Source organism: Paenibacillus sp. FSL R5-0475, assembly GCF_038004585.1.
In the GTDB taxonomy this organism is placed as follows: Bacteria; Bacillota; Bacilli; order Paenibacillales; family Paenibacillaceae; genus Paenibacillus_AQ.
On the sequence record NZ_JBBORK010000001.1, the window covers coordinates 2,912,252 to 2,937,583 of the forward strand.

30 protein-coding genes are annotated in these 25,332 nt (G+C 44.3%); 3 read left to right on the forward strand and 27 right to left on the reverse strand.

Annotation, left to right across the window (positions count from 1 at the left end; all coding sequences use genetic code 11):
* Positions 1-63: 63 nt before the first annotated feature.
* From trmFO to MKX41_RS13090, 6 genes are all read right to left on the reverse strand, one after another.
* Positions 64-1,446: an FADH(2)-oxidizing methylenetetrahydrofolate--tRNA-(uracil(54)-C(5))-methyltransferase TrmFO gene (trmFO, locus tag MKX41_RS13065; RefSeq protein ID WP_156113145.1), complete on the reverse strand. Its 1,383-nt coding sequence runs from the start codon at positions 1,444-1,446 to the stop codon at positions 64-66.
* Entirely contained in the window at positions 1,446-3,545 is a 2,100-nt protein-coding gene (gene topA, locus MKX41_RS13070) for a type I DNA topoisomerase (protein WP_340971005.1), read from the reverse strand. The genes trmFO and topA overlap by 1 nt, the downstream gene beginning before the upstream one ends.
* Positions 3,546-3,581: 36 nt before the next feature.
* On the reverse strand, positions 3,582-4,700 hold the full coding sequence (gene dprA / locus MKX41_RS13075; protein WP_339796823.1) for a DNA-processing protein DprA: 1,119 nt from the start codon (positions 4,698-4,700) through the stop codon (positions 3,582-3,584).
* Positions 4,701-4,921: 221 nt separating this feature from the next.
* Positions 4,922-5,851, reverse strand: coding sequence for a succinate--CoA ligase subunit alpha (gene sucD, locus MKX41_RS13080; RefSeq protein ID WP_340971007.1), 930 nt, complete (start codon positions 5,849-5,851; stop codon positions 4,922-4,924).
* Between the two features lie 62 nt (positions 5,852-5,913).
* Positions 5,914-7,074, reverse strand: coding sequence for an ADP-forming succinate--CoA ligase subunit beta (gene sucC, locus MKX41_RS13085; RefSeq protein WP_340971008.1), 1,161 nt, complete (start codon positions 7,072-7,074; stop codon positions 5,914-5,916).
* Between the two features lie 351 nt (positions 7,075-7,425).
* Positions 7,426-7,914, reverse strand: coding sequence for a MarR family winged helix-turn-helix transcriptional regulator (locus tag MKX41_RS13090; RefSeq protein ID WP_340971010.1), 489 nt, complete (start codon positions 7,912-7,914; stop codon positions 7,426-7,428).
* Positions 7,915-8,056: 142 nt separating this feature from the next.
* Here MKX41_RS13090 and MKX41_RS13095 point away from each other — a divergent pair, with 142 nt between their 5' ends.
* Complete coding sequence (locus tag MKX41_RS13095) at positions 8,057-8,485, forward strand: organic hydroperoxide resistance protein (RefSeq protein WP_042189459.1); 429 nt, start codon at positions 8,057-8,059, stop codon at positions 8,483-8,485.
* A gap of 230 nt (positions 8,486-8,715) precedes the next feature.
* Here the strand turns inward: MKX41_RS13095 and MKX41_RS13100 are convergent, their stop codons facing one another.
* The 12 genes from MKX41_RS13100 to MKX41_RS13155 form a co-directional block, all read right to left on the reverse strand.
* On the reverse strand, positions 8,716-10,413 hold the full coding sequence (locus MKX41_RS13100; RefSeq protein WP_339242146.1) for a YifB family Mg chelatase-like AAA ATPase: 1,698 nt from the start codon (positions 10,411-10,413) through the stop codon (positions 8,716-8,718).
* 190 nt (positions 10,414-10,603) lie between these two features.
* Positions 10,604-11,113 carry a phosphoesterase gene (locus tag MKX41_RS13105; RefSeq protein ID WP_339242148.1) on the reverse strand — a complete coding sequence of 170 codons (510 nt, stop codon included), beginning with the start codon at positions 11,111-11,113 and terminating at the stop codon, positions 10,604-10,606.
* A gap of 38 nt (positions 11,114-11,151) precedes the next feature.
* Positions 11,152-11,565 carry a hypothetical protein gene (locus tag MKX41_RS13110; RefSeq protein WP_156113146.1) on the reverse strand — a complete coding sequence of 138 codons (414 nt, stop codon included), beginning with the start codon at positions 11,563-11,565 and terminating at the stop codon, positions 11,152-11,154.
* Between the two features lie 153 nt (positions 11,566-11,718).
* Positions 11,719-12,105 carry a YraN family protein gene (locus tag MKX41_RS13115; RefSeq protein ID WP_042189462.1) on the reverse strand — a complete coding sequence of 129 codons (387 nt, stop codon included), beginning with the start codon at positions 12,103-12,105 and terminating at the stop codon, positions 11,719-11,721.
* Entirely contained in the window at positions 12,102-12,410 is a 309-nt protein-coding gene (locus MKX41_RS13120; RefSeq protein ID WP_042128964.1) for an EscU/YscU/HrcU family type III secretion system export apparatus switch protein, read from the reverse strand. Before MKX41_RS13120 ends, MKX41_RS13115 begins: the two co-directional genes overlap by 4 nt.
* On the reverse strand, positions 12,407-13,084 hold the full coding sequence (locus MKX41_RS13125; RefSeq protein ID WP_340971015.1) for a hypothetical protein: 678 nt from the start codon (positions 13,082-13,084) through the stop codon (positions 12,407-12,409). The genes MKX41_RS13120 and MKX41_RS13125 overlap by 4 nt, the downstream gene beginning before the upstream one ends.
* Complete coding sequence (locus tag MKX41_RS13130; RefSeq protein ID WP_340971018.1) at positions 13,078-14,562, reverse strand: hypothetical protein; 1,485 nt, start codon at positions 14,560-14,562, stop codon at positions 13,078-13,080. Before MKX41_RS13130 ends, MKX41_RS13125 begins: the two co-directional genes overlap by 7 nt.
* Before the next feature lie 72 nt (positions 14,563-14,634).
* On the reverse strand, positions 14,635-15,246 hold the full coding sequence (locus MKX41_RS13135; protein ID WP_042189464.1) for a ribonuclease HII: 612 nt from the start codon (positions 15,244-15,246) through the stop codon (positions 14,635-14,637).
* A gap of 265 nt (positions 15,247-15,511) precedes the next feature.
* Positions 15,512-16,372: a ribosome biogenesis GTPase YlqF gene (gene ylqF / locus MKX41_RS13140; RefSeq protein ID WP_042189465.1), complete on the reverse strand. Its 861-nt coding sequence runs from the start codon at positions 16,370-16,372 to the stop codon at positions 15,512-15,514.
* Between the two features lie 29 nt (positions 16,373-16,401).
* Entirely contained in the window at positions 16,402-17,010 is a 609-nt protein-coding gene (gene lepB, locus MKX41_RS13145; protein ID WP_042189466.1) for a signal peptidase I, read from the reverse strand.
* 296 nt (positions 17,011-17,306) lie between these two features.
* On the reverse strand, positions 17,307-17,651 hold the full coding sequence (gene rplS / locus MKX41_RS13150; RefSeq protein ID WP_042128973.1) for a 50S ribosomal protein L19: 345 nt from the start codon (positions 17,649-17,651) through the stop codon (positions 17,307-17,309).
* Positions 17,652-17,798: 147 nt separating this feature from the next.
* On the reverse strand, positions 17,799-18,089 hold the full coding sequence (locus tag MKX41_RS13155; RefSeq protein ID WP_339242154.1) for a hypothetical protein: 291 nt from the start codon (positions 18,087-18,089) through the stop codon (positions 17,799-17,801).
* A 414-nt stretch (positions 18,090-18,503) separates the two neighbouring features.
* Between MKX41_RS13155 and MKX41_RS13160 the strand changes: the two genes are divergently transcribed.
* The gene (locus MKX41_RS13160; RefSeq protein WP_042189468.1) at positions 18,504-19,454 is read left to right on the forward strand and encodes a hypothetical protein; all 951 of its coding nucleotides are present in this window, start codon (positions 18,504-18,506) and stop codon (positions 19,452-19,454) included.
* Between the two features lie 57 nt (positions 19,455-19,511).
* On the opposite strand, the gene MKX41_RS13165 is transcribed toward MKX41_RS13160, so the two are convergent.
* Positions 19,512-19,739 carry a hypothetical protein gene (locus MKX41_RS13165; protein ID WP_042189469.1) on the reverse strand — a complete coding sequence of 76 codons (228 nt, stop codon included), beginning with the start codon at positions 19,737-19,739 and terminating at the stop codon, positions 19,512-19,514.
* A gap of 206 nt (positions 19,740-19,945) precedes the next feature.
* On the opposite strand from MKX41_RS13165, the gene MKX41_RS13170 reads away from it, so the two are divergent.
* Complete coding sequence (locus MKX41_RS13170) at positions 19,946-20,122, forward strand: hypothetical protein (protein ID WP_156113147.1); 177 nt, start codon at positions 19,946-19,948, stop codon at positions 20,120-20,122.
* Between the two features lie 321 nt (positions 20,123-20,443).
* Here MKX41_RS13170 and MKX41_RS13175 read toward each other — a convergent pair whose 3' ends face one another.
* The 8 genes from MKX41_RS13175 to trhA form a co-directional block, all read right to left on the reverse strand.
* Positions 20,444-20,578 carry a hypothetical protein gene (locus tag MKX41_RS13175; protein ID WP_256716277.1) on the reverse strand — a complete coding sequence of 45 codons (135 nt, stop codon included), beginning with the start codon at positions 20,576-20,578 and terminating at the stop codon, positions 20,444-20,446.
* 221 nt (positions 20,579-20,799) lie between these two features.
* Positions 20,800-21,582, reverse strand: a complete 783-nt coding sequence (gene trmD, locus MKX41_RS13180; protein ID WP_340974908.1) for a tRNA (guanosine(37)-N1)-methyltransferase TrmD — start codon at positions 21,580-21,582, stop codon at positions 20,800-20,802.
* Positions 21,582-22,106, reverse strand: a complete 525-nt coding sequence (gene rimM / locus MKX41_RS13185; protein ID WP_076299254.1) for a ribosome maturation factor RimM — start codon at positions 22,104-22,106, stop codon at positions 21,582-21,584. The genes trmD and rimM overlap by 1 nt, the downstream gene beginning before the upstream one ends.
* A 92-nt stretch (positions 22,107-22,198) precedes the next feature.
* Positions 22,199-22,429: a KH domain-containing protein gene (locus MKX41_RS13190; RefSeq protein ID WP_042128982.1), complete on the reverse strand. Its 231-nt coding sequence runs from the start codon at positions 22,427-22,429 to the stop codon at positions 22,199-22,201.
* Between the two features lie 22 nt (positions 22,430-22,451).
* Positions 22,452-22,724, reverse strand: coding sequence for a 30S ribosomal protein S16 (gene rpsP, locus MKX41_RS13195; protein ID WP_036688604.1), 273 nt, complete (start codon positions 22,722-22,724; stop codon positions 22,452-22,454).
* A gap of 47 nt (positions 22,725-22,771) precedes the next feature.
* Entirely contained in the window at positions 22,772-24,157 is a 1,386-nt protein-coding gene (ffh, locus tag MKX41_RS13200) for a signal recognition particle protein (protein WP_042189471.1), read from the reverse strand.
* Between the two features lie 20 nt (positions 24,158-24,177).
* A complete protein-coding gene (gene ylxM / locus MKX41_RS13205; RefSeq protein WP_036688609.1) occupies positions 24,178-24,534 on the reverse strand; it encodes a YlxM family DNA-binding protein in 357 nt (118 codons plus the stop codon).
* 149 nt (positions 24,535-24,683) lie between these two features.
* Positions 24,684-25,331: a PAQR family membrane homeostasis protein TrhA gene (gene trhA / locus MKX41_RS13210; protein WP_042189474.1), complete on the reverse strand. Its 648-nt coding sequence runs from the start codon at positions 25,329-25,331 to the stop codon at positions 24,684-24,686.
* Between the last annotated feature and the right edge of the window lies 1 nt (position 25,332).

Here is a 25,332-nt window from a genome sequence, read left to right on the forward strand (position 1 = left end):
TTATCCTTATATTTCTCACTTAAACGCTAACGCTTATCATCCTTATAAGGACGCCCAAGGCGCTTATTCTTGGTTATCGATAGCCTCCGGCTCTTTATAAGCAAGGCCCGTACGATTGGCGTACTCGGCAAGACTGTCTAGTGCACGATGCGCTAAAATCTCATTCTTTTCTTTCTTATTACGGATTTTCTTCTCCACCTTCGGCAGAAGACCAAAATTGGCATTCATAGGCTGAAAATGCTCCGGATCAGCGGAAGTGATATAAGCAGGCATACTACCAAGCACCGTGTCTTGTGGGAAGATCAGTCCTTCTTGACCAAGTGCGGCTCTAGCAGCGTTAATGCCGGCAATCAGACCTGAAGCTGCTGATTCCACATAACCTTCCACGCCAGTCATCTGTCCAGCAAAGTACAGCCTTTCTTTACCCTTCATTTGATAAGTAGGATGCAAGAGTTTAGGAGAATTAATAAAGGTATTTCTGTGCATTACCCCATACCGAACGTATTCAGCGTTCTCAAGACCTGGAATCAGCGAGAATACCCGCTTCTGTTCGCCCCATTTCAAGTGCGTTTGAAAGCCCACCAGATTGTAAAGCGTTCCAGCAGCGTTATCCTGACGAAGCTGCACTACCGCGTAAGGTAGCTTACCTGTGTGCGGATTGATAAGCCCAACAGGCTTCATCGGACCAAACAATGCAGTTTGCTTACCGCGCTTCATCATGATTTCGATAGGCATACAGCCCTCAAAGTATATCTCTTTCTCAAAATCCTTGAGTGCCGCCGTCTCTGCAGAAATCAACGCGTCATAAAACACGTCAAACTCCTCTTCAGTCATAGGACAGTTCAAATATGCTGCTTCCCCTTTGTCATAACGGGAAGCCAGATACACTTTATTCATATCAATACTGTCCTTCTCAACAATCGGTGCTGCAGCATCATAAAAATAGAAATACTCTTCACCTAATAGACCCTTAATTTCAGCAGATAATGCAGGGGAAGTTAGTGGACCCGTTGCAATAACAACAATCCCTTCCTCCGGTATATGCGTAAGTTCTTCATTTATGACTTCCACAAGCGGATGATTATGCAATGTACTCGTAATTTCTCCCGAGAAACCATCCCGATCCACGGCAAGTGCACCGCCAGCAGGTACAGCGTGGCGATCAGCCGCACCTAATACAAGAGAGTTTAAACGTCGCATTTCTTCCTTTAATACACCCACCGCATTGCCTAAACCATTTGCACGCAAGGAGTTGCTGCATACTAGTTCTGCGAATTGATTGGTGTGGTGTGCTGGCGTCTTCACCACTGGTCTCATTTCATACAATCTTACCGGTACGCCTTGAGAGGCTATTTGCCAGGCTGCTTCACTTCCTGCGAGACCTGCTCCAATTACTGTTACCTTTGCTGTATCTGTCACTGTCTTATTTCCTCCTGTAGAGACTATTATTCTGCTAACTCTTCTTCGTTGTCTAAAACTGCCTCTGTATGGTCACAAGACGTACATTGCAGTTTGGTGCCTTGCTTATTGCGTTTCTCAATCATCCAAGCCCCGCAAGATGGACATGGTTTAGTGGATGGTCTATCCCAAGAGACGAAATCACACCCTGGATATTGATCGCAGCCATAAAAGACACGCCCTTTTTTGCTTCGACGCTCTACAACTTTTCCTTCATTACATTTAGGGCAAGTTACACCAATATCTTTGATAATCGGCTTCGTATTTCGGCAATCTGGAAAGCCAGAACATGCTAGGAACTTCCCAAAGCGTCCTAATTTATATACAAGTGGTTTACCACATTTCTCGCAGATCTCATCAGAGACTTCATCTTCAATCTCGATTTCTTTCATTTCTTCTTCGGCAAACACTAAGCGTTTCTCGAAAGACTCGTAAAATTCAGCAAGAACCTTCACCCAATCTTCTGAGCCTTCTTCCACATGGTCAAGATCGCCTTCCATATTAGCCGTAAACTCTACGTTCAATATTTCCGGGAAAAATTGTTCCATCTGCTCGATGACAAGTTCTCCAAGCTCTGTAGGCATAAATTTCTTCTCTTCAATCGCTACATAACCACGTTTCTGAATCGTTTCAAGCGTTGGTGCATACGTACTTGGGCGTCCTATCCCTAATTCCTCAAGTGTCTTTACAAGCCTTGCTTCTGTATATCGCGGTGGTGGCTGTGTAAAATGCTGCTTCGGCTCGATCTCTTGCTTATTTAAAGCATCTCCCGCTTCAAGAGGCGGTAAATACTTATCTTCATCTGTAGTTCCATCATCGTTACCTTCCACGTAAACCTTCATGAACCCTGGGAATGAAACCTTCGAACCCACCGCTCTGAATGTGGCTGTACCTGCTTCTATATCAACCGAGAGTGTATCAAGAAGAGCCGACGCCATTTGACTGGATACGAACCGCTCCCACACCAGTTTGTAAAGACGGAATTGATCCCGGCTTAAGAACTCTTTGACCATTTCCGGTTCACGAAGTGCTGAAGTTGGTCGGATCGCTTCATGCGCTTCTTGCGCTCCAGCCGCTTTCTTTGAATACTGGCGAGGGGCATCAGGTAAGAACTTTTCACCATACTTAGCAGTAATCAGCTCTTTAGCTTCATCCTGTGCAGTGACAGATAATCGTGTCGAGTCCGTACGCATATAGGTGATCAAACCTACGGTTCCCTCTTTGCCTAGTTCCACACCTTCGTATAATTGCTGGGCAACAGACATTGTCTTAGCTGCACGGAATCCAAGCTTACGAGCTGCTTCCTGTTGAAGGGAACTTGTTGTAAAAGGAGCCGAAGGATGCCGTTGTCTTTCCTTCTCCTTCACATTACTTACCTTAAAAGCTGCGTTCTTGATTGCCTCAAGGACCTCTTGAACATCGCTTTCCTGATTAAGTTCCTTCTTCACACCATTCAGCTTATGAAACTTAGCTTCAAAGACAGAATCTCGAATCCCAAGTTTAGCTGTAATACTCCAATATTCAGTAGGTACAAAAGCGGAGATTTCATTCTCACGATCCATTATGATCTTTACAGCTACAGATTGAACACGTCCAGCAGATAACCCTTTTTTGACTTTCTTCCATAATAGAGGGCTAATCTTGTAACCTACTAGCCGATCCAGTATACGTCTTGCCTGCTGTGCATTCACAAGATCCATGTTAATCTTGCGTGGCGTCTTAAAAGCATCCTTCACCGCTTGTTTAGTGATCTCATTAAATACAACTCGGCATTCCTGTGTATTATCTAAATCCAGGGCATGTGCCAAGTGCCAAGCAATTGCTTCTCCTTCGCGATCGGGGTCAGCTGCGAGATAGACTTTTTTCACTTTTTTACTAGCGTCTTTCAATTCCTTCAATATAGAACCTTTACCACGAATCGTAATATATTTGGGATTGAAATCATTCTCGACCTCAACACCAATTTGACTCTTCGGTAGATCTCTGATGTGTCCCATAGATGCCTTTACAATATACTTACTACCTAGATATTTGCCAATTGTCTTCGCTTTCGCGGGCGATTCGACAATAACCAATGCATCTGCCATAGACTCTTCCTCCTCGTTAACACTCGTACCTCTATATTAAATTACCTTATAAATAGCTCCTGGTAATTGTGCTACCGCTTTTTTTATGATTAAAGATAACAGAACTGAATGCAAATGTCCAAAATCCCATCCTGTCCTCACAAGCAGATCGTCCAAAATAAAGGGGCCTTGATGCAGTATATGGTATAGGTGTAACTCCTCATTTGTCAATTTCTTTTCAATTAACAAATCGTCAGCCACCTGTTTAGAGGGACCGCTTTCACCCGTTTTTGAGAGGTTTGTCGGGAGAAAAGAAGTGTATTCTTCTAAAATATCTAGTGCACCGGTTACCAGCTTTGCCCCCTGTTTAATCAGATCAAGAGCACCTCTACTTTTTGGAGATGTAATAGGTCCAGGGACAGCAAAAACATCCCGTCCTGCCTCCAAGGCAGCATCTGCAGTAATGAGTGATCCACTTCTACTATCCGCCTCTACGACCACTGTCCCGTATGTGAGGCCTGCAATAATTCGATTGCGCTGCGGAAATAACCCAGGATGACTTTTGGTTCCAAGAGGATACTCTGTTAGCACTAACCCATCACGGGAAATCAATCGTTCAAGCTCCTTATTCTCAGGCGGGTAGACCCGATCAAGTCCTGTAGCCACTACCGCTATTGTGCCTCCACCGCTTCTTAGCGCAGCTTCATGACAGACGCTATCAATCCCCCTAGCTAATCCGCTAACCACTGTTAGACCTGCTTCACTAAGCTCTTTTGTGAGAATCTCCCCTACCTTTCGTCCATAAGCTGTTGGCACACGAGTACCGACCATCGCTACACTAGGTGTCGATAACAGATCCAAACGCCCACGATAATAAAGAATCCATGGTGGCTGAGCCGTCTCCTTCAATAAATGGGGATAGTCTGCATCAAAAATCGTAACCATGTTCACAGCACTTTCTTCCATTAGTAAGCGGCGGTTTGCTATCCACTCCAACGTATATATTGAAGCAAGTTGAATCGACACTTTCTCGCTCAATCCAACCTTTTCCCAGTCTTCTGAGCTACAAGAAAATGCTTTTTCTGACAAAAGCCCAGCTCTGCGAATTTTGTCGATAGTTTTCCAGCCAATGCCTTCCACTTCATTAAAGCCGAATAGTAGTTCCCGTTCTTCCATATCATTTTTCGCCCCTTAACATGGAAGGCCTAGCCTTCCCTATTTTGTGTTACACATCATGAAAACGCAAGTATTTCTTTAAATTCAATAAATTTCTATTTAAAATAAAAAAAGCAACCTTTCATCCCTAAATAGGAACAAAAGGTTGCTTACCTCTTTAATTAATTATACACGAAATAACCTCACTACGTGGAGTGATTTCTCTGTCTTAACTACACTAATTAGTGCGATGTAAAAGCATTGAGAATACCGCGCTCTTCAAGCACACTTACGAGTGTTGAACCCATTTCAGCAGGTGTAGGGGCTACCTTGATTCCGCAAGCTTCCAGTATGGCAATTTTTTCGCTTGCTGTACCTTTCCCTCCAGAAATGATAGCACCAGCATGCCCCATACGCTTGCCTGGAGGTGCAGTTGCTCCTCCAATGAAGCCTACAACTGGCTTGGTCATGTGTTCACGAATCCACTCTGCTGCTTCTTCCTCTGCAGTTCCACCGATCTCTCCGATCATAATAACTGCCTTCGTACCCGGATCTTCATTAAACAGCTTCAAAATATCAATAAACTCAGAGCCTTTAACCGGGTCTCCGCCAATACCTACAGCCGAAGATTGCCCAATTCCACGCGTGGTCAGCTGATGAACCGCCTCATAGGTTAGCGTTCCGCTACGCGAGACCACTCCTACATAACCAGGCATATGAATATAGCCAGGCATGATTCCAATCTTACACTCTCCAGGAGTGATAACACCCGGACAGTTTGGACCGATCAACACTGTAGAACGACCTTCCATATAACGTGAGACTTTTACCATATCAAGCACTGGAATACCTTCGGTAATACAGATAACCAAATCCAGCTCTGCATCTACAGCCTCCATGATGGAGTCTGCTGCGAATGCTGGCGGTACATAAATCACACTAGCAGTTGCACCAGTAGCTGCCTTAGCAGCTGCGACTGTATCAAATACCGGAAGACTAACTTCACTGCCATTTTCAAGGGTGATATTAACTGTCGTTCCACCTTTACCCGGCGTTACCCCTCCAACCATCTGAGTTCCATAATCAAGCGCACCCTTAGTATGGAACAAGCCCGTTGCTCCCGTAATACCTTGCGTGATAACTTTCGTATTTTTATCTACAAGAATGCTCATGCCTTAAGTCACATCCCTACTTATATTGTCAAATACGATAACTGGCTTCAACTTCCGAGCCATTATTGCACAAGAGATACAATCTTACGGGCACCGTCCGCCATAGAATCAGCAGCTACAATGTTAAGTCCCGATCCTGCCAAGATTTGCTTACCCAATCCAACATTTGTTCCTTCAAGACGAACAACAAGCGGTTTAGTCAATCCCAATTGACTTGCCGCTTCCACAACACCGTTAGCAATAACGTCACAGCGCATAATACCGCCGAAAATATTAACGAAAATTCCATTTACCTTTTCATCCGATAGAATGATTTTAAAGGCTTCTGTAACTTTCTCGGTAGTTGCACCGCCCCCTACATCAAGGAAGTTGGCGGGTTCGCCTCCGTAATATTTAATTATATCCATTGTTGCCATCGCTAGGCCTGCACCGTTCACCATACAACCAATATTGCCATCAAGTGCAATATAGCTCAGGTCATACTTAGAGGCTTCGATTTCTTTCAAATCTTCTTCATCTAGATCCCGAAGCTCTTGAATATCATTGTGGCGGAACAAGGCATTGGGGTCAAAATTCAATTTAGCATCTAGAGCCATCACATTCCCATCCGCAGTAACTACCAATGGGTTAATTTCGGCAATAGAGCAATCTTTATCCACAAAAGCTAGATATAGCGCTTGCATGAATTTAACAGTCTTGCCTACCAGTTCATTAGGAATAGAGATGCTGTAAGCTAATTTACGAGCTTGGAAAGTCTGCAAACCTACTGCCGGATCAATGATTTCTTTGAAAATCTTCTCCGGATGTGTAGCTGCAACCTCTTCAATCTCTGTGCCACCTTCTTCAGATGCCATCATAACCACTCGGCCAGTTCCTCTATCAACAACGATACCGATGTAATACTCTTTAACAATTTGACAGCCCTCTTCAATGAGCAGCCGTTTTACTACCTTACCCTCCGGACCAGTCTGGTGAGTAACTAAAGTCTTACCGAGAATTTCGGTTGCGTAAGTACGCACTTCATCGATATTCTTAGCAACCTTTACACCTCCAGCTTTACCTCGTCCACCTGCATGAATCTGAGCTTTAACTACAACAACCGGTGTACTCAGTGACTCTGCGGCTTCTACCGCTTCCTCCACTGTATAAGCTACTTTTCCATTCGGTACGGCCACACCGTACTTCTTAAGCACTTCTTTTCCCTGATACTCGTGGATATTCATAGCGGTAGCCTCCTAAAGTAGCGTGGTGACTTAACAGGCAGCCTGTTGTCATCTCGCCTTCCGTTTTGATTGCCGCGGGGTTAGGGATAGGCTGATGCTAAACATGCAGCACTATTCCGGAACCAACAGAAACTGCTCTACCACTCGTAAAAGAATGGCCTTATTTCTGTGAGAGACATTGAGTAAATCTATAAGACTAAACTTATACTTACCTATATGCCATATAAAGGAACCCAGAATAGTGTAACATGTTTTTAAAACGCTTTCCTTAAATATATTCATGATTTGTACACATTTTTTCGCTTGATTTCATGCCGGAATGCGAACGATCGCACAGACTCCTGATTATACTTACTTTTTACTATCTTGAGTGTTCGCCTCATGAACACGATTTAACAAGCTTTTGAACTGCTCGAGCAGCTCTACAGTCTCATCGCCGGACATAGTCGTTTCTTCCATCATTTTCCCGGGAATACAAGCTGCGTTGCTTTGAAGTGCCCAGCCCTGTTCCGTTAGTGAAATCAGAACTTTTCGCTCATCTTGTGTCGAACGTTCACGCACGATCAACCCTGCAGCTTGTAGGCGTTTTAATAGAGGTGTCAGCGTACCCGAATCCAAAAATAGCGCCTCACCAATTTCTTTAACCGTACATTGCTGCCGTTCCCATAACACAAGCATTACCAGATATTGCGAGTATGTTAAACCGATCTTATCCAAATAAGGTTGATACAGCTTTGTGATCTCACGAGAGCAAGCATAAATCGTAAAACAGAGTTGATTATCAATCAGCAGCTCAGGTGTAGTCGTCATCTTTTGCATATCTTCTTCATTCATTTTCATATCTTAATCACCTGCCTTATACCCTCATTTTATCATAATTCATTCATAACATCATGTTAATAGGAAAAAATAATTTGACATTATAGTTAATTGTGATAAATTAGATTGTACACAAACTAATTAGGAATTGGAGAGATACACAATGATGACGATCCAGCAAAAAATGTATGAAACCACTGTTAAAGCCGTAGGAGGAAGAAACGGTTTTATCGAATCAGAAAGCCCTAAGCTCAATCTTACAATCAGCACACCACGCGAAATGGGAGGTGCCGGTGGCGAAGGTACAAATCCTGAGCAATTATTTGCAGCTGGTTATTCCGCTTGTTTCGATAGTGCACTGAACATGGTTGCCCGACTCGGAAAAGTGAAAATTGAAGGTAGCGAAGTAACGGCTACAGTCAGCTTTGGTAAAGTTGAAGATGGAGGTTTTGGCATAGCGGTTAAACTTGATGTGCTAGTTAAAGGCGTTGACAGAGAAACCGCAACCTCTTTAGTAGAGGCTGCTCATGGCGCTTGTCCATACTCCCGTGCAACCCGCGGCAATATCGCTGTAGAATTGAATGTACTGTAAGTAAATACAGAGAAATATTTTCTCAAACGAAGCCCTAACGGACACAGATGATTTTAAATTCAATTAGTGTCTCTGAAGTCCGAAAACACGCTCCAAAAGCTAAAAATGGCCATATCATGTCTTTCGGGTCCATAAGGTTCCAGAGACGTTAACAATTTTGCGGAGTGAAACTAATAACCCAAAAATAGAGCAGCAATTCGCCAATAACGGGAATCGCTGCTCTATTTAGCTTATTCTTCTGTCATCGCCTGCCGGTCTAAATTACGGTATTGCACAGCCTCCGCAAGATGCGCGGAAGTAATATCCGGTGCGCCTTCCAGATCAGCTATTGTACGGGATAGCTTAATAATTCGATCATGCGCTCGCATGCTCAAACCTAAATTTTCCAGAATGTCATACAGCAATTGGGCACCTTCACGACTAAGACTTGCATATCTCCGAAGGGAAGCGCCGGAAAGTTCACTATTCCAAGAAATAGGCAAACGCTTAAACCGTTTAGCTTGTATCGTCTGTGCCGCCATCACCTCTGCATACATCTCAGCCGAAGATAGAACATGCCCTTGACGATCCCATTCCTTCGGGCGAGGAACATCCACCTGTAAATCAATACGATCCAATAAGGGTCCTGATATCTTTGCGCGATATTGAGCAATCCTAGCGGGGCTGCATGTACAATGTTGTTGAGAAAGATTACTCCCAAAATAACCGCAGCTACAGGGATTCATCGATGCGGCCAGCATGAATTTTGCAGGATAGGTAAAAGAAGCTCGAGCACGACTTATGGTAACAACCCCGTCTTCGAGCGGCTGGCGTAACACTTCAAGTACATTCCGAGAGAATTCGGGCAACTCATCTAAAAAAAGAATCCCTCGATGCGCAAGACTAACTTCTCCCGGCTTTGGAATGCCTCCACCCCCAATAAGGCCTGCGGCCGATATGGTATGATGCGGAGAGCGAAAAGGACGACTACGCAGTAAGCCGTTGTGGGCATCTTTTAAAGTTCCTGCTGCGCTAAAAATTTTGGTTACCTCTAGTGCCTCACTCTCAGACAATTTCGGAAGGATGCTTGGAAGGCGTTTAATCAGCATTGTCTTCCCTGTACCAGGTGGACCGATGAGTAGTATATTATGCATGCCCGCTGCCGCAATGGTTAGGGCTCTTTTTACATGTTGTTGCCCTAGCACATCACTGTAATCATCCATCATCTCGTTCATTCCATATGAGGAGTCGTCAGAAGTACGGTAAACTGGGGTATATTTAAGATGTTCCAAAGATAAGACTAGAACCGGAGGTCGGTCATTAGCATCTATCCCCTTGGTCACAGTTACAGGAAAAGGAAGAGATGATAAAGAAGGCATATCTTCGGAAACTCCCCCATTCCTTTGGTTCAGTGCGTCTTCACCTTTTGCTGAATTGGACGGTGATTCTTCCGGGTTCGGTAATGTGCATAAATGGTCGATTGCGTATATATTTATACCACTGATCAAAGCTGCCTCAGCAGCATTCCCTTCAGGAAGCAGTACAGCCTTAAATCCATTTTTGCGCGCTGCTTCCACCATTGGTAGAACACCTGATACTGGACGCAGACTACCATCAAGCGCAAGCTCTCCAATAAAAAGCACCTCATTGGCTGAGGGCATTATCAGTTGACCACTAGTTATCAGTATCCCCAGAGCAATCGCAAGGTCAAAGGCAGAGCCTTCTTTTCGTAAGTCGGCTGGTGCTAGATTTATCGTAATGCGCTGCTGGGGATAACGATAACCACAGTTCTTAATAGCGGCTCTTACTCGTTCTACTGCCTCACGAATCGCAGAATCAGGCAGACCAATGATATTCGTCTGTGGCAATCCATTCGCAAGATCAATTTCTACACCTATCATTACCCCTTCAATTCCATACAGACATGCACTATGCATTTTTCCATACATAAAAACACCTCATCTCCTGAAATACACCCCTGTTTGGGTGTCACATCTTCAAGAAAAAAGGTGCTTCCTTATTTTCCGGTAATAAATTTGCTATTATATCTCATTATATATAGGGAATCTTTGCGTAATCAAGAATTATTAATAAACATCAAATTGCATAAATACGCATAAATAATTCCATAGACCCACATTAACCTTCTTCACTAACTATGACAGAGTCCCTAATCTGTTCAAAAGTCAACGGTTTATAGTTCCAATGCTCTACACAAATGTTAAAATAATTGTTCCCTTCATATTTTTGGCCGTGAATATGACCATGCACATTTACGTAAGGCATATGTTTATTCATATACATAGGCTCATGAGAGAGAAAAAAGAAATCCTTATAAATGAGCGGATATTCACTAACCTCGTCAAAGCCTGCTTCAAGCCACCAATCCCGACCCCGTCCCCGATCATGATTGCCGAGAATTAGAATCTTATAGCCATGTAACCTCTCCACAATAGCATGTGTCGCTTCCTTATTAAGAAACGAAAAGTCTCCCAAATGAAACACTTTATCATCCGGATTTACGACCGAATTCCAACTTTCAATCATGGCTTCATTCATTTGCCCCACATCTATAAAGGGTCTGGATTCAAAATCAATAATCAACTTATGTCCAAAATGATGGTCGGATGTAAAAAAAACGTTAGCCATGTTCACCCTTCTTTCTTTTTTGATCATAGTTTGTATGATTATCTCCAGTCACGCCGCTTATGTGGTCGTTTTTTATTATCGCTCTGGATCAGTTCAGCTAGAGGGGGAGTCTCTTCATTCTCAATGAGCCAGCCACGCATCTCTTTAATCGCTTCCACCTGTCCATTTCCTTTATCACGCCATGTAAGAAGCTCTATGACTTTTATAACAAGCGCTAAGAGACTGCTATTGCTGTTTTGTGATTTATCAGCACGGATTTTTTGAAATAGCGCCTCATTTTTCCAATCGATTAATATTTCCTCAGCTATAGTGGGCCGCATAACCGTGAAGTTCTTATTGCAATTTGCACAACAGACAACGGATACTGGCTCTGCGGTAAATTTCACTTCAATCTTCTGCTGGCAATATTGGCAAGCAAAACTAACCTGCATTTCAAAAGGTTTATTCTTCACTTAAACAGCCCTCCTCATGATGACATTAAAAAGTTACTCTAATGTTTACCCATTTCTTTTGAGAAATGACCCACTGTGCGGAGGCTATGTAAAGACTTTTTTCATAAGAATGCTAGTGCCCATAATGAATGGCGTGAGAATATGGGGTGCAGCTTAAAAAGCCTCACGTATATGCCCCAAAGAAGCAATGCTTAAATCTTCATTCAGTAAAATGCTAATGACGTCAAAAGTTACTCTTCGATCATCATAACCTTTCATATGCAAATAAACCTGTGCTGTATTTCGCACTTGATGTATTTTTCGTGTATTCACAGATTCCTCTGGAGTCCCTTGATATAGCTCTCCACTACGACTGCGAACTTCAACAATAATAATACAGCCTTCGTTCTCCGCAATAATATCAAGTTCTCCGGTTCGACAACGCCAATTTCGTTCTAAGATCTTGTACCCACAAGTAGATAAGTACTGCACAGCCCCGTCTTCAGCAGCGGCTCCCTTCTGTTTGCGGTTGTAGCGTTCTCTTGTGTATGGCTCTTTCATTCCGGTCTCCGTTCACCGGCGGAACGGTCGCTCTGATACACAAAGCTGAGGATTTCAGCCACTAGCTGATAAAGTTCAGATGGAATCTGTTGATCTAGATCGAGCTTTGAAAGAACTTCTACGAGAGCTGCGTCCTCTTGGACAGCAACCCCACTCTCTTTAGCTTTTTGCAGAATCAGATCCGCTATCGCCCCTTGTCCTTTGGCAACAACGACAGGTGCCTCGCTTTGTCCTGGGCTATATTTGAGAGCGACCGCTTTTTTGAGCCCTTGTGAAATTGGAGGTACAGGCTCATTCTCGTTCATATACGGTAATCCACTCCTTTATAAGCATCAGGAACATAATCAACAAGCTTACTATGGGGATTGGCAAGTTCTGTAGATAGCTTTAGTTCTGGTAAAGGTTCAGTTCTTAATCCCGACAACTGATAACCAATAGATTCTACTGCCGTTTTAATGTCATCACGCCGCTGTTCCAACAGCTCAAGCACCCAAGGATGATCATTATGCAGCTTAAGACTAACGATTCGATCAACAACCTGCACATCAACCAGCGTCTGGCCGAGCTGCTTCATATCCAAATCAAACCAGAGCCTGCAATTGGCAGCATCTAATTCACCCTTGCGTCCCCGACGCGACTGAATATGAACGGAAGCTGTCTCCTGCCCATCTGGACCTTGCAGCGGCAAGAACAAAGTTACTTGCGCGAAAGGAGCCGTTCGATCTGTATTGAGCAGCAGCTGTTGTCCTGTCAGCTGCTGCACTAGTCCGCTCGCGGCTTCTTTTACCGCGGGCGGCACCTCGCTGCTGCTCATGATCTGCAGCAGCACGCCCTTCAAGGTGTCGGTGGCTTGTTCGCCTCCGACACCCGCACTGCCAAGCGCGGCCGTACCTGCCGCCGCGCGGGCCGTCTCAGCGGCGGCTACTGCGCCGCCGCGCACCGCCTGCTGCTCGTGCTCCGCACCGAGCAGCTTCAGCACCCGCCCCACCCACGACTCCGCGTCCGCGGGTGGGGCGGTGTCCGGCTGCACCGGCGAAGCCGTCGCAGCCGGGGCCTCCCGCGCGGCGCAGCAGCGGCGGGGGCAGGGCTTGCTCCCGCCGCGTCAGCAGGCGGGAGCATGGCGAGCTGCGGCAAACTCCCGCGCAGCTCGTTGAGCACGCCCTGCAGCTTCGCAAGCAGGGCGGCACCACTTGCTGCGTGGGGCGCCGCACCAGCAGCAGTTCCTTCGGCGCTCACACTCGCGCCACCCGGCATAGCCCCACTCTTATCCATCGAGGCAGCCCGACTCTTATCTGCCTGTATAGCACTATCCAATGCCCCATCCTTATTCAAATTCAAGGCATTACCTTGAATCTCAACTTCACTGGAACGGATAGGATTATTCACCGCACTATCAGCTTGAGTGCTTAAAGCACTATTTAGAACGCCGGATGTCATGGCAGGTGTTGATTTACCTGCCATAGGCTCTGTAACAATACCACCCTTGGAGATCTGAGCTCCTTCACCTGTCTCATCAACTACAACTGGCTTGCCAGTTTCAATCCCCGTTTCATTATCAGAAGCTATATTAAGAGTCACCTTGACTGGCGCACCTTGTTCAACCGGTTTCAGAGCACCTTCAGCTGCTCCTTCCGAAAGAGCGGTACTTCCGCTAGCGATAGTGCCTTCAGCAGTTTTAGTTGTAGCTTGTCCATTTCCTTTAGCTGCTAATTGTACAGAGTCAGCTTCTGTAGCGTCCCCCTCTACAACATCCATATTATTTCCACTTCCAGCACCTGCAGTTACCGAAGGTTCGAGTTTTCCAGTAATTGTACCCATTCCAGCTTTAGATTCTGCGGTTATTGTTTCTTCATTAGCAATTTGTCCTGCCCATATTGTAATTTGATCTTCCAGTGCTGATAAAAGCTGATGCAGCTGTGGGCCAAATACAGCCTGCTGCAATCCTTTCACACTCTCAGCTGTAACGGGTAGTCCCCGCTTTACAGAAATGACAGCTGCATCAAGCCACTCTGAAGCAGGCACACCAGCTGGTTTTGCACTCATTACCGCATCCAGCAAAGCCGCTGTCTCTTTTGTAAGTGGAACGCCTCCTGCTTGCATCGCTAGTACGATTTCTCGACCTGCTTTGGAATCAGCTAATCCTAGCGACTCCAAAGCCTCACCCATGCTTTGGGGAGTGACTAACGCCGTTTCACCGAGGGAGACCGGCTTCAATACGGGTAATCCGCCTTCTCCGGGTGATCCAACCTGTAAATTCAAGGTTTCTCCAGGCAGTAGTGGTGTTTCTAATTCTGCACGAACAGGTGTACCTTGGATTTGCACAACCGCTTCTTTGCCTGAATCCGATACAGAGAGGACAACACCACGAACAACTTGCCCTTCTTTTAACTCTAAAGACTTCGCCGCACCCGGTTTTTGATCTCCAAGCAATCCACGGATCAATGTTCCGATATTCATACCGTTTCTCCTCCCTCCATTTTCTCTCTTCTTACTATATCGGTATTCATCCTACTTTTTTAAGCATTGCTTCTAGAATAACGTTTGCTGCTCCGCGAGAATCCGCCCAATAAAACTGCGCCGATGCATAGGTGTTGGACCTAGAGCCGTAATTTGTTCCCGGTGAAGCTTGGTCGCGTAACCTTTATGTATCGCAATCCCATAATCAGGGTATAATTCCTCCCACAGACCTTCACACAACCTGTCTCGTGTCACTTTAGCGATAATTGAAGCTGCTGCAATGGACTGACTATTAGCATCTCCTTTAATAATTGCCTGTTGTGGCAAAGGGAGGTCTACCTTTTCAGCATCGATCAGCATATAGTCAGGAGTGTGCTCTAGACTCTCAACCGCCTTTTTCATGGCCAGGCGTGAAGCTTGCTTAATATTAATCTCATCAATGACAGTAGAGTCTACATACCCCACACCCACGGCCAGCGCTTGCTCCATTATAATCTCGTATAAAGCATCTCTCTTTTTAGCTGTAAGTTTTTTGGAATCATTCACTCCATCAATAATAAGCCCCTCTGGCAAAATCACCGCTGCTGCGACGACGTCCCCAAACAAGCAACCTCTTCCTACTTCATCTACGCCTGCTATTCGGCGATAAGACTGTTCCCAGCCTTCTTTTTCATAGGCCAACATATCTAACGAACTCACTAATTTGTCACCGCCAATTATGAATTATTCTATGATCTATATAAGTCAGCTTATCATAGTAAAGCTTACATGGTCATCTTAAAATAGACGTTCCAATTTAATCCATTCCCATAAAATATCCCTAACAAGTGGGGCTTAGCTTGAGGCGTACTCAGGCACTTTGTCGAGGACCCAAAACATAAAAAAAGAGCCTCCGAAATTTCGGATGGCTCTTCCATACCTAGTCCATTAAACGCAGAATTCACACTATTTAAGGCGTTTCCAGCGTAAAGCGTCCAAGCTTACCTGCCCGTAGCTCATGCAACAAGGCCCGTGAAGCTTTTTCCAGATCTACACGTCCACCGCTGATTAGACAACCGCGTTTACGACCCACGGCTTCCATAACAGCCACGATCTCATCTGGATTCTCCAGATCCTCAGGAAGCTTCTCAATGCCAAAGCGTTCTTGAAATCTAGAGCCGTAGTCCTTCACCAAATATTTCACTGCATAAAAGGCGATGTCCTCAATATTCAGGATTTCTTCCTTTATTGCACCTGTTACCGCTAGGCGATAACCTACTTCTTGGTCCTCAAATCTCGGCCATAAAATACCTGGGGTATCCAGAAGCTCCAAGTTGCCGCCTGTCTTAATCCACTGTTGACCCTTGGTTACCCCTGGTCGGTCACCAGTAGCAGCAATACTCTTACCAGCCATCCGGTTAATGAGTGTTGATTTACCGACGTTAGGAATACCAACGATCAATGCACGCATCGCTCGCGGATTCATTCCTTTTGCAATCTGCCGGTCAATCTTCTCTTTTAGCAGCAGCTTGACTTGCTCTGGAATATCCTTTACACCTGTTCCAGTAGATGCATCAACAGGATAAGCAACATGCCCTTGTGCCTTGAAGTACGCCAGCCACTTCCGTGTAATTTCTGGATCTGCCAGATCCGCTTTGTTCAAAATAATCAATCTTGGCTTGTCCCGCAAAATATCGTCAATCATCGGATTGCGGCTGGAAAGCGGCAGACGGGAATCGAGCAATTCTATTACAACATCAATCAGCTTCAGCTTATCCTCGATTTGCCGCCTAGCCTTCGTCATATGACCAGGAAACCATTGAATGGCCATTGCCGTCACCTCCTTTGACTTCTGTCAACTTAATGGTTAATCAGTGAAATATCCTTTATCGGCCAGAAGATTAAATCTGCACGGCCTACAATATCCCCCAGAGGTACATAACCGATCATTCGGCTATCCGTACTATCCGAGCGATTATCCCCCATAACGAACACATGTCCTTCAGGTACAGTACCATCTGGGAACTCTTCATTAGGGAAATCTTTATTATTATACAGAGCGTTGATACTATGCTTTGCATCAATTGCATCTTGGATATAGGTCTCATTAACAACTTCCCCGTTAACTGTAACTACATCCCCTTCTACTTTCACAGTATCTCCAGCGACACCGATTACACGTTTAATAAAATCTCTACCCTCAGATGGCACGTGGAATACTATAACCTCGCCCCGCTGCGGAGATCTAATATCGTACAAAATCTCATTTACGATAACACGTTCACCAGTATGGAAATTAGGCTGCATGGAAGGTCCATCTACAATAAAAGGCTTGAACAAAAGCCAGCGAATCAGAAAAACCAACACTAAAGCAATCGCAATGGCCTTGACCCATTCCAAGACTTCATTTTTAGGTTTACGTGGGTTCTGCGCGCTTGATTCCAAAGTTTCACTTTGTTCCTGCTGCATAGTTCACCGTCCTCTCTTAATACTACTCTTACTATACAACACAAAAAAGCTCCTGCCAAAAACCCCTCCACAGATACTCCTTCAGGAGGCCTTTTCGGAGAAGCTGATCCCCAAGCGTATATGTCGCACGCATTGTATGCCAAGCTAAAACGCCCTCAGCGTCCTTTAAGGCGGGTAAACGTTTATACGAGAAATATAAGAATAATGTATAACGTGAAACTGATGCTTTCTTATATTTTCATAAAATAATAAAACGAAAGGGGCTTGAATTCAAGCCCCTTTCCTTTGTCACTATTCTAGCGACGAATTTCTTTAATTCTCGCTGCTTTACCACGTAGTTCACGAAGATAATAAAGTTTAGCACGACGCACTTTACCACGACGAGCCACTTCGATTTTCTCGATTTTAGGCGAGTTGATTGGGAATGTTCTTTCCACACCAACACCGTAAGAAATTTTACGAACCGTAAAAGTCTCACTGATTCCACCGCCACGACGTTTGATTACAACGCCTTCGAACAACTGGATACGCTCACGAGTTCCCTCGATTACTTTTACATGCACCTTCAAAGTGTCACCCGGGCGAAAACTCGGGATATCTTTACGAAGTTGCTCTTGCGTAATAGCTTGTAGGATATTCATTAAGGACTTCCTCCTTCCGTACAGGTGTTCTTGCCTCTTCCGGAGAGATCTTTGCTCTCCCTCATTATCCGCAGCGGACCACCGTATTCCACACAACAGAGATAATAATACCATAAAGGACGGGCTAATACAACTTATTTTTTCTATTTAAAGCGGTAGCATATCTCTTTTTTTCGCCTTCGATTGGCAATCTTTACATAGACCAACCACAGTTCCATTATCTTGTGCATAGAAGACTAGCTTTCCATTCTTCTTCTTACAAGAAGAGCAAGGCTGCTCCCCTGGGCTCTGTTTGGCTTTACGATGACTATCCATTGAGATTACATTGCTCTGAGTGGTACGCGGATAATTTTTTGTAGTATTTATTTTCCGTTTCCAGACTAAAAAATATACGCCTGTCAAAACTACTAAGGCAAGCAAAATGGCTATATATTTCATTTGGCTCCCTCCACCCTTCAGGATTTATTAAAGAAAGAAAGTAAAAAGACCGCCCTGTTCTGCAAGTGAGGTAACGGTCTATATCTGTATACAATGTAGCCTTAGCACACCTATGCACTTCTATCCGAAAAAAGCGATTTCCAGTAGCTGCTGAAGGTTCTATATGAGGATTTCCGCGTCCTTTTAAATATGTACCCGTATCGTATTTATTCAGCGAGTGATCTTTCATTTATTTTAGCACAATTAAAAATCGAAGTGTAGTGAACACTTTTGAGACCTAGTCTTTGGTCCAGTATAATAACCCGCCTCCAGCCGTTTTTACAGATAAATTCCATAAGCTATACTTACAGAAGTACATAACGAAATCACATATGTCAGATCACATACACCCATATATGAGGAGGAGTTTTTTCAATGAGGAAAAGGAATAATAATAGTGTATTAGCAGCAGTAGCCGTATTATCTATCGTACTTTTGGCGGGTTGCACTGAATTACCAGGCAGACAATCTGCCAAAAATGAGGTTGAAAAGAGTATTTCTGAGGATGTGCACCAGAACATTGGTGAAGTTGTCAAGCAAGAGCTAGGAAAAGCAGCTGCAACTGTGCAGCAAGCCGTTGAGGAAACAGCAACTAAGGTAGTTGACGAAGTTAAAGCAGACAGCATTAGCAAAGAACTCTCCGTATCGCAAGCGATCGGTTCAGCATCCGTACTTAGCATGGACAATGCAGTAGGAGAAATAGAAGTTACAGCTGTTACAGGAGATCTGATCCATGTAAATGCAACGATCTCAGCCCACAACAGCTCTCTCCATGCGTCTGACCGTCAAAAGATTATGGATGATGCTGAAGTTTTAGTAGAGGTCAGTGGTGATACGTTGAAGGTGTCCACGCATTCCAAATCAAGTCCTAAGAAGGACTTATGGACATGGGCGCAAGACAAATACGGATATTCAGATTTTAGCATAAGCTATAATATAGAGCTCCCCGCCAGCATGAATAAATATAAAATCACAAATAACGTAGGTCAAATTCGTCTTCACAATCTAGAGGGAAATTATCAAATCGTCAGCAACGTTGGAGCGATCAATATTGAAAGAGCTAAAATCACTGGCAAATCCACTGTAGAATCCGATACTGGCAGCATACGAATGGATATAGCAGGGATGAAGAATGATAGCAGCCTAAAAGCCAAAACAGAGGTCGGCAGCCTCAGTGCTGTCTTAGCCGACGGTATGAAATGCAGCTTAGAAGCCAATAGTGATCTCGGGCAAATCAAAGGTGTAGAAGGTGGAAAGACCGATATCAATGGAGGCGGTCCCTTATTGTCCCTAAGCTCAAATATAGGCGCAATTACAGTACAGTAATCAGCAGTAAACAGACCGTCCGGGATAATCGGGCGGTCTGTTTTTGGTTCCTAATGATTAGATTAATGCGATGGCTAGCAGAGTGAATAAACTTAAAGTTAAGATCTGATTTCCGGCAAAAGAATTTCCCCAAAAAGCAGAAGTATGCACAGAACCATTGTCAGTTCTTAAGTAAACATTGTATCTGTCTACATCTGTAATAACGCCTTCATGCTGTCTACCGTCTCTAGTCAGAATCCGCACCCTTCTATCCTTACAACGCAAACAATTATAATAAGCTTCCACTAGTGTACTCCTCCTTGTTCGTAATGATATAATCTATGTGTAGGGGTACAGGTCGGTAACGGCGAACTTACATAGGTCGGACTTTGGGTCAATATTTACTTTTTTCGATCCTTGTATCTTTCGTATTCCTCAAGGCTATAGATAATGTAAGACCTATCTACGACTTGCAGTCCGCAATATCCAATCCATTCGAGGAGGCCAATCTCATGAATGTTGAAAGAAAACAGTTTATTAAAGAAGGCGTACTGCGTATCACCATTTTCGTTATTTTAGCTTCACTTACTTACACCGTTCGCAACTACGCATGGGCTGTTACTGTTCTCGTATGTGTTGCGCTGTACTCACTCCTTACAGGAGTACACAAAATCTTACGCAAAGAATAACATGTGCCTCCACGAACTTTTATAGCAAGCTAAAACGCCTACGGCGTCCTTTTAAGGACGGTAAGCGTTTGTGCGAGAATTATAAGAATAAAGTATATCGTGAAACTTATACTTTCTTATAATTTCAAAAATAACCACTTCTCGCTGAGATGCTAGATCTCATTGGAAAGTGGTTATTTACAGTTTAACCGGAGTAATAGGATTCAAGCTTTGTTACCTTCTAAAAGAATAAAACCATTAGCGACAGCGAACACAAAATTCACTGTATCTAATGGTATTATTAAGCCTAACAATCAATCCCTAACATTCAATCTTATATGTTCACTCTTTAAATGGCGAATGGGCATTGCGATTTGTATAAAAATCGATAATATCATTCACGGTGCGAAGCGGCTCCGCTTCCTTGTGGATTGTGTCCACGTTAGGCTTGAATTCTTCATGCGTCTTCGTAGTCACTTCAGTTCATTCCCTTCAATAGTTAAGCTTGCTGCGTTATCAGCTGCATATATTAGTGCGGCACCTCTATTCATTACCCTAAAAAGAAGCTTTTAACGCACCAATACTCATATTATTTTGAAAACTATTATTTTATTTGTTCTCAGGTACACATAACAAAAACGCCTCCTCAACGTAAGATACGTTAAAAAGACGTCAAATATACCTGTTTCATTAAATTATCACTCCGGTTTGTCCACATTCCTTAGACGTTCCAGTGTCTTTTTGTCTTTCAATGTAAGTTCTGCAGTCTCAAGCAGGTCCGGTCTGCGTTCCAACGTGCGCAGCAGTGCCTGCTCTCTCCGCCATATGTCGATGTTAGCATGATGACCACTCAGCAAAATATCCGGTACCTTCCAGCCGCGAAACTCGGCAGGACGTGTGTAGTGTGGATATTCTAGCAGTCCAGTGCTGAACGAGTCAGATATCGCAGAGGTTTCATTTCCAAGTGCTCCTGGCTGAAGCCGGACTATGGAATCTACAACCGTCAACGCAGGCAGCTCTCCACCTGTTAGCACGTAATCCCCCATTGAAAGTTCATCAGTTACCAGATGCTCACGAATCCGCTCATCATATCCCTCATAATGCCCACATATGAAGATTAGGTGCTGCTCTTGCGCCAGTTCCTCTGCAATCTTCTGATTGTAAGTTTTTCCTTGTGGGCACATAAGGATGATACGCGGCTTCACAGAGCCCACTTCATCAGATCGATTGTGATCTTCCTCGTTCGGTGTAATACCAAGCACATGCTCGACTGCATTAAAAATCGGATCAGGCTTGAGCACCATACCCCCGCCACCGCCATACGGTGTATCATCCACACTATTATGCTTATTTCCCGAGAAATCACGGAAGTTCACAGCATTTAAGGAGACGATTCCTTTTTCACGTGCTTTACCAAGAATGCTTGTGCTGAATACGCCTTCGCACATTTCCGGAAAGAGCGTAAGCACATCAATTCTCATCATGGCAATAACCCTTCCATCAAATGGACAACAATTCGTTTGGCTTCTATATCCACATTCAGGACTACATCGTTGATTACAGGAATTAGAATGTCTTGTCCTTTTGCAGGCTTAACAACCCATACGTCATTCGCACCAGGCTGTAAGATTTCTGTAATCGTACCGAGTGGTTTGTTTTCATCTTCATCCGTGTATACCTCACAACCGACGATTTGGTGGAAGTAGTATTCGTTCTCAGGGAGATCCACCAGATCATTACTCGGAACCTTCAGGAGGCTTCCTTTATATTTTTCCACTTCATTGATGTTCGTATACCCTTTGAGCTTAACGATGAACATACCCTTGTGCTCACGAGCGGACTCTACAGTTACTTCGAATTTAGAACTGCCATCTGCAGGGATCACCTGCAGCTTCTTACCTGCAGCAAAACGAACATCAGGGAAATCGGTATGGGATAGTACTTTAATCTCCCCGCGAATACCATGCGTATTCACAAGTCTGCCTACGGTTAACTCTTCTGTCATACAACCCTCTCCTTTACAAGCTTCATCTAATCTATATTTGAACAAAAAGGAGCCGGGATATACTATCCCTAGCCCCTCATTGTACGCATCATTTAAGATAAAATATCTACAGTTACGCGTTTATCGCTCTTGACTGCTGCAGATGTGACTACTGTACGGAGCGCCTTAGCGATCCTTCCTTGTTTGCCAATGACCTTTCCAACATCATCAGGATGTACGGACAGTTCATAGACAATTAGGTGATCCTTCTCCACCGCTCGTACCGTCACATCTTCTGGATGATCCACTAAAGCCTTAGCAATTACTCCAACTAATTCTTCCATAGAGGACCCTCGCAATCAGTCATTATTTCTGTTGCTTAAGCTCATGAAACTTCTTCATTACGCCTGCTTTGGAAAGCAAGTTGCGTACTGTATCAGATGCTTGCGCACCTGTTTGAAGCCATTTAAGAGCTTTTTCCTCATCGATCTTAACTACTGCCGGTTGTTCAATCGGATTATAATAACCGATTTCCTCGATAAAACGACCGTCACGAGGGGACCGGGAATCGGAAACCACTACACGATAGAAAGGCGCTTTATGCGCTCCCATTCTTTTCAGACGAATACGTACTGCCACGAAAAATCACCTCCTTATAATAGTTTCGAGATATTAGAACAGCAAGATCATTTAAAAGGGAACTTCATACCTTTTCCACCTAGACCTTTAAGCTGCTTCATCGCATTCTTCTTAGAGGCTTTGCCGCCTCCGCCCATCATGCCTGAGAATTGCTTCATCATCTTACGCATCTCATCAAATTGCTTAATGAGACGGTTGACCTCGGCAACCGAAGTTCCGCTACCAGCAGCAATACGCTTGCGGCGGTTATGGTTGATGATCTCGGGCTGACGCTTTTCCGTCTTAGTCATAGAATGAACTATGGCTTCAACGCGACCCATTTGCTTGTCGTCAACCTTCAAATCCTTAATGCCCTTGGCTTTGTTCATGCCAGGTAGCATGTCAAGAATTTGATCGATCGGGCCAAGCTTCTTCACCTGATCCATTTGCTCAAGGAAATCATCAAACGTAAATTCTGCATTACGCATCTTACGTTCCATTTCCTTAGCTTTATCAGTGTCAATGTTCGCTTGAGCTTTCTCAATCAGCGACAACATGTCACCCATACCCAAAATCCGCGAAGCCATACGTTCCGGATGGAACGGCTCCAATGCGTCAATCTTCTCACCTAGCGCAGCGAATTTGATCGGGCAACCAGTTACGGCTTTGACGGATAGTGCAGCACCACCGCGGCTATCGCCGTCAAGTTTCGTCAATACAACCCCTGTAAGCTCAAGCTGCTTATTAAAGCTCTCAGCTACGTTCACGGCGTCTTGACCGGTCATTGCATCTACTACTAACAGAACTTCATCAGGATTTACAATGTTGTGAATCTGCTTCAGTTCTTCCATCAATTCTTCATCAATGTGCAGGCGGCCTGCAGTATCAATAATTACATAATCAAGTCCGTTATCCTTCGCATGTTGTACAGCTTGTCTGGCAATCTCTACCGGACTAGTCTGGTCACCTAGCGAAAATACTGGAACTTTAATTTGTTCTCCAAGTACTTGAAGCTGTTTGATCGCAGCAGGGCGATAAATATCTGCCGCAACAAGCAATGGACGATGATTGCCCTTCTGTAACAGCTTCGCCAGCTTACCCGAAGTGGTTGTCTTACCCGCCCCTTGTAAACCCGCCATCATAATGACAGTTGGTGGCTTGTTCGACTTGGCCAGCTTCGCTTGGCTTCCGCCCATCAGCTCGGTTAGTTCCTTGTTAACGATGTCGATAATGACCATCCCAGGTGTAAAGCTGTCCATCACTTCTGTGCCAATAGACTTTTCTTTCACCTTAGCCACGAATTCTTTAACTACCTTGAAGTTAACGTCGGCTTCCAGAAGGGCCAACCGTACTTCGCGCATAGCTTCGTTTACGTCATCTTCGGATACTTTACCTTTACCGCGCAGCTTGCTGAACACATTCTGCAATCTTCCGGTTAAACCTTCAAACGCCATATGCAGTTTCTCCCTTCATGCTACTCTAACCTCTGCAAGCGATCCACGATCTCCGCGAACCGAAGTTTATATTGCTCAGGCAGCATCCCATTCTCCGGCAGTCTGCGCAGTTCTTCTAAATATTTGGTACGACTCTCATGCTTCACTAATAAACCAAGTTTTTCTTCATAATTTTCTAGGACTTGCTCCGCCCGTTTAATATGTTCATAAACGGCTTGGCGGCTGATTTCAAATTCAGCGGCAATCTCTCCCAAGGAAAAATCGTCGTGAAAATAATATTTAAGAAACGTTTGCTGCTTATCTGTAAGCAGTCGTTCATAAAAGGCAAAAAGCAGATTGATACGATTCGTTTTCTCGAGCCTATTCTCCTGACTCATTAAGGGCACTCCCTTCGTCAAGGAAAAACACTTTACACCTTCACAACGTCCCTTATGATACCTAAAAGAAAGAGAGATGTCAAGCATTTTTGCTTGTCATCTCTTTCTTTATTAAAAATCCCTTTTTCACGCAATAAATTCGCTTGAAATTATTGGATCGGCAGTACATAAATCAATACGGCGAAGAAGTGTGTGACACTACCCGCAAGGACAAATACATGCCAAATCGCATGATGGTATGGAAACCCTCTCCATACATAAAAAACAGTACCTAATGTATAGAGTATACCTCCAGCCATCAGCAGGATCATTCCTCCGTCTGCTACAACAGCCGAAAGAGGGTTCCAAGCGATTACAATCAGCCAGCCCATTGCGATGTAGAATATGGTGGACATGAATAGAAACTTTTTAACAAAAAATGCCTTGAAGAAAACGCCGAACACTGCGATTCCCCAAATAACGCCGAACAAACTCCATCCAAGCGTTCCCCGAATGGCGACTAACAAAAAGGGGGTATACGTGCCAGCAATAAACAGATAAATAGCGGAATGATCGAAAAATTCGAACAAATCCTTCGCCTTACCCTCTTTGAGACTATGCACTAGTGTTGAATTCAGATACAGAAGCAGCATTGTCGTTCCATAGATGGAGAAGCTGACCACATGCCATGTCGTTCCTTTCAGACTTGCAAAAACAACAAGCAGAACAAGTGCAGCCACGCTTAATACCGTTCCAATCCCGTGCGTAATCGCATTCGCGACTTCTTCTCTCCGGCTGTAGGTGTGAGTATTTGCCATA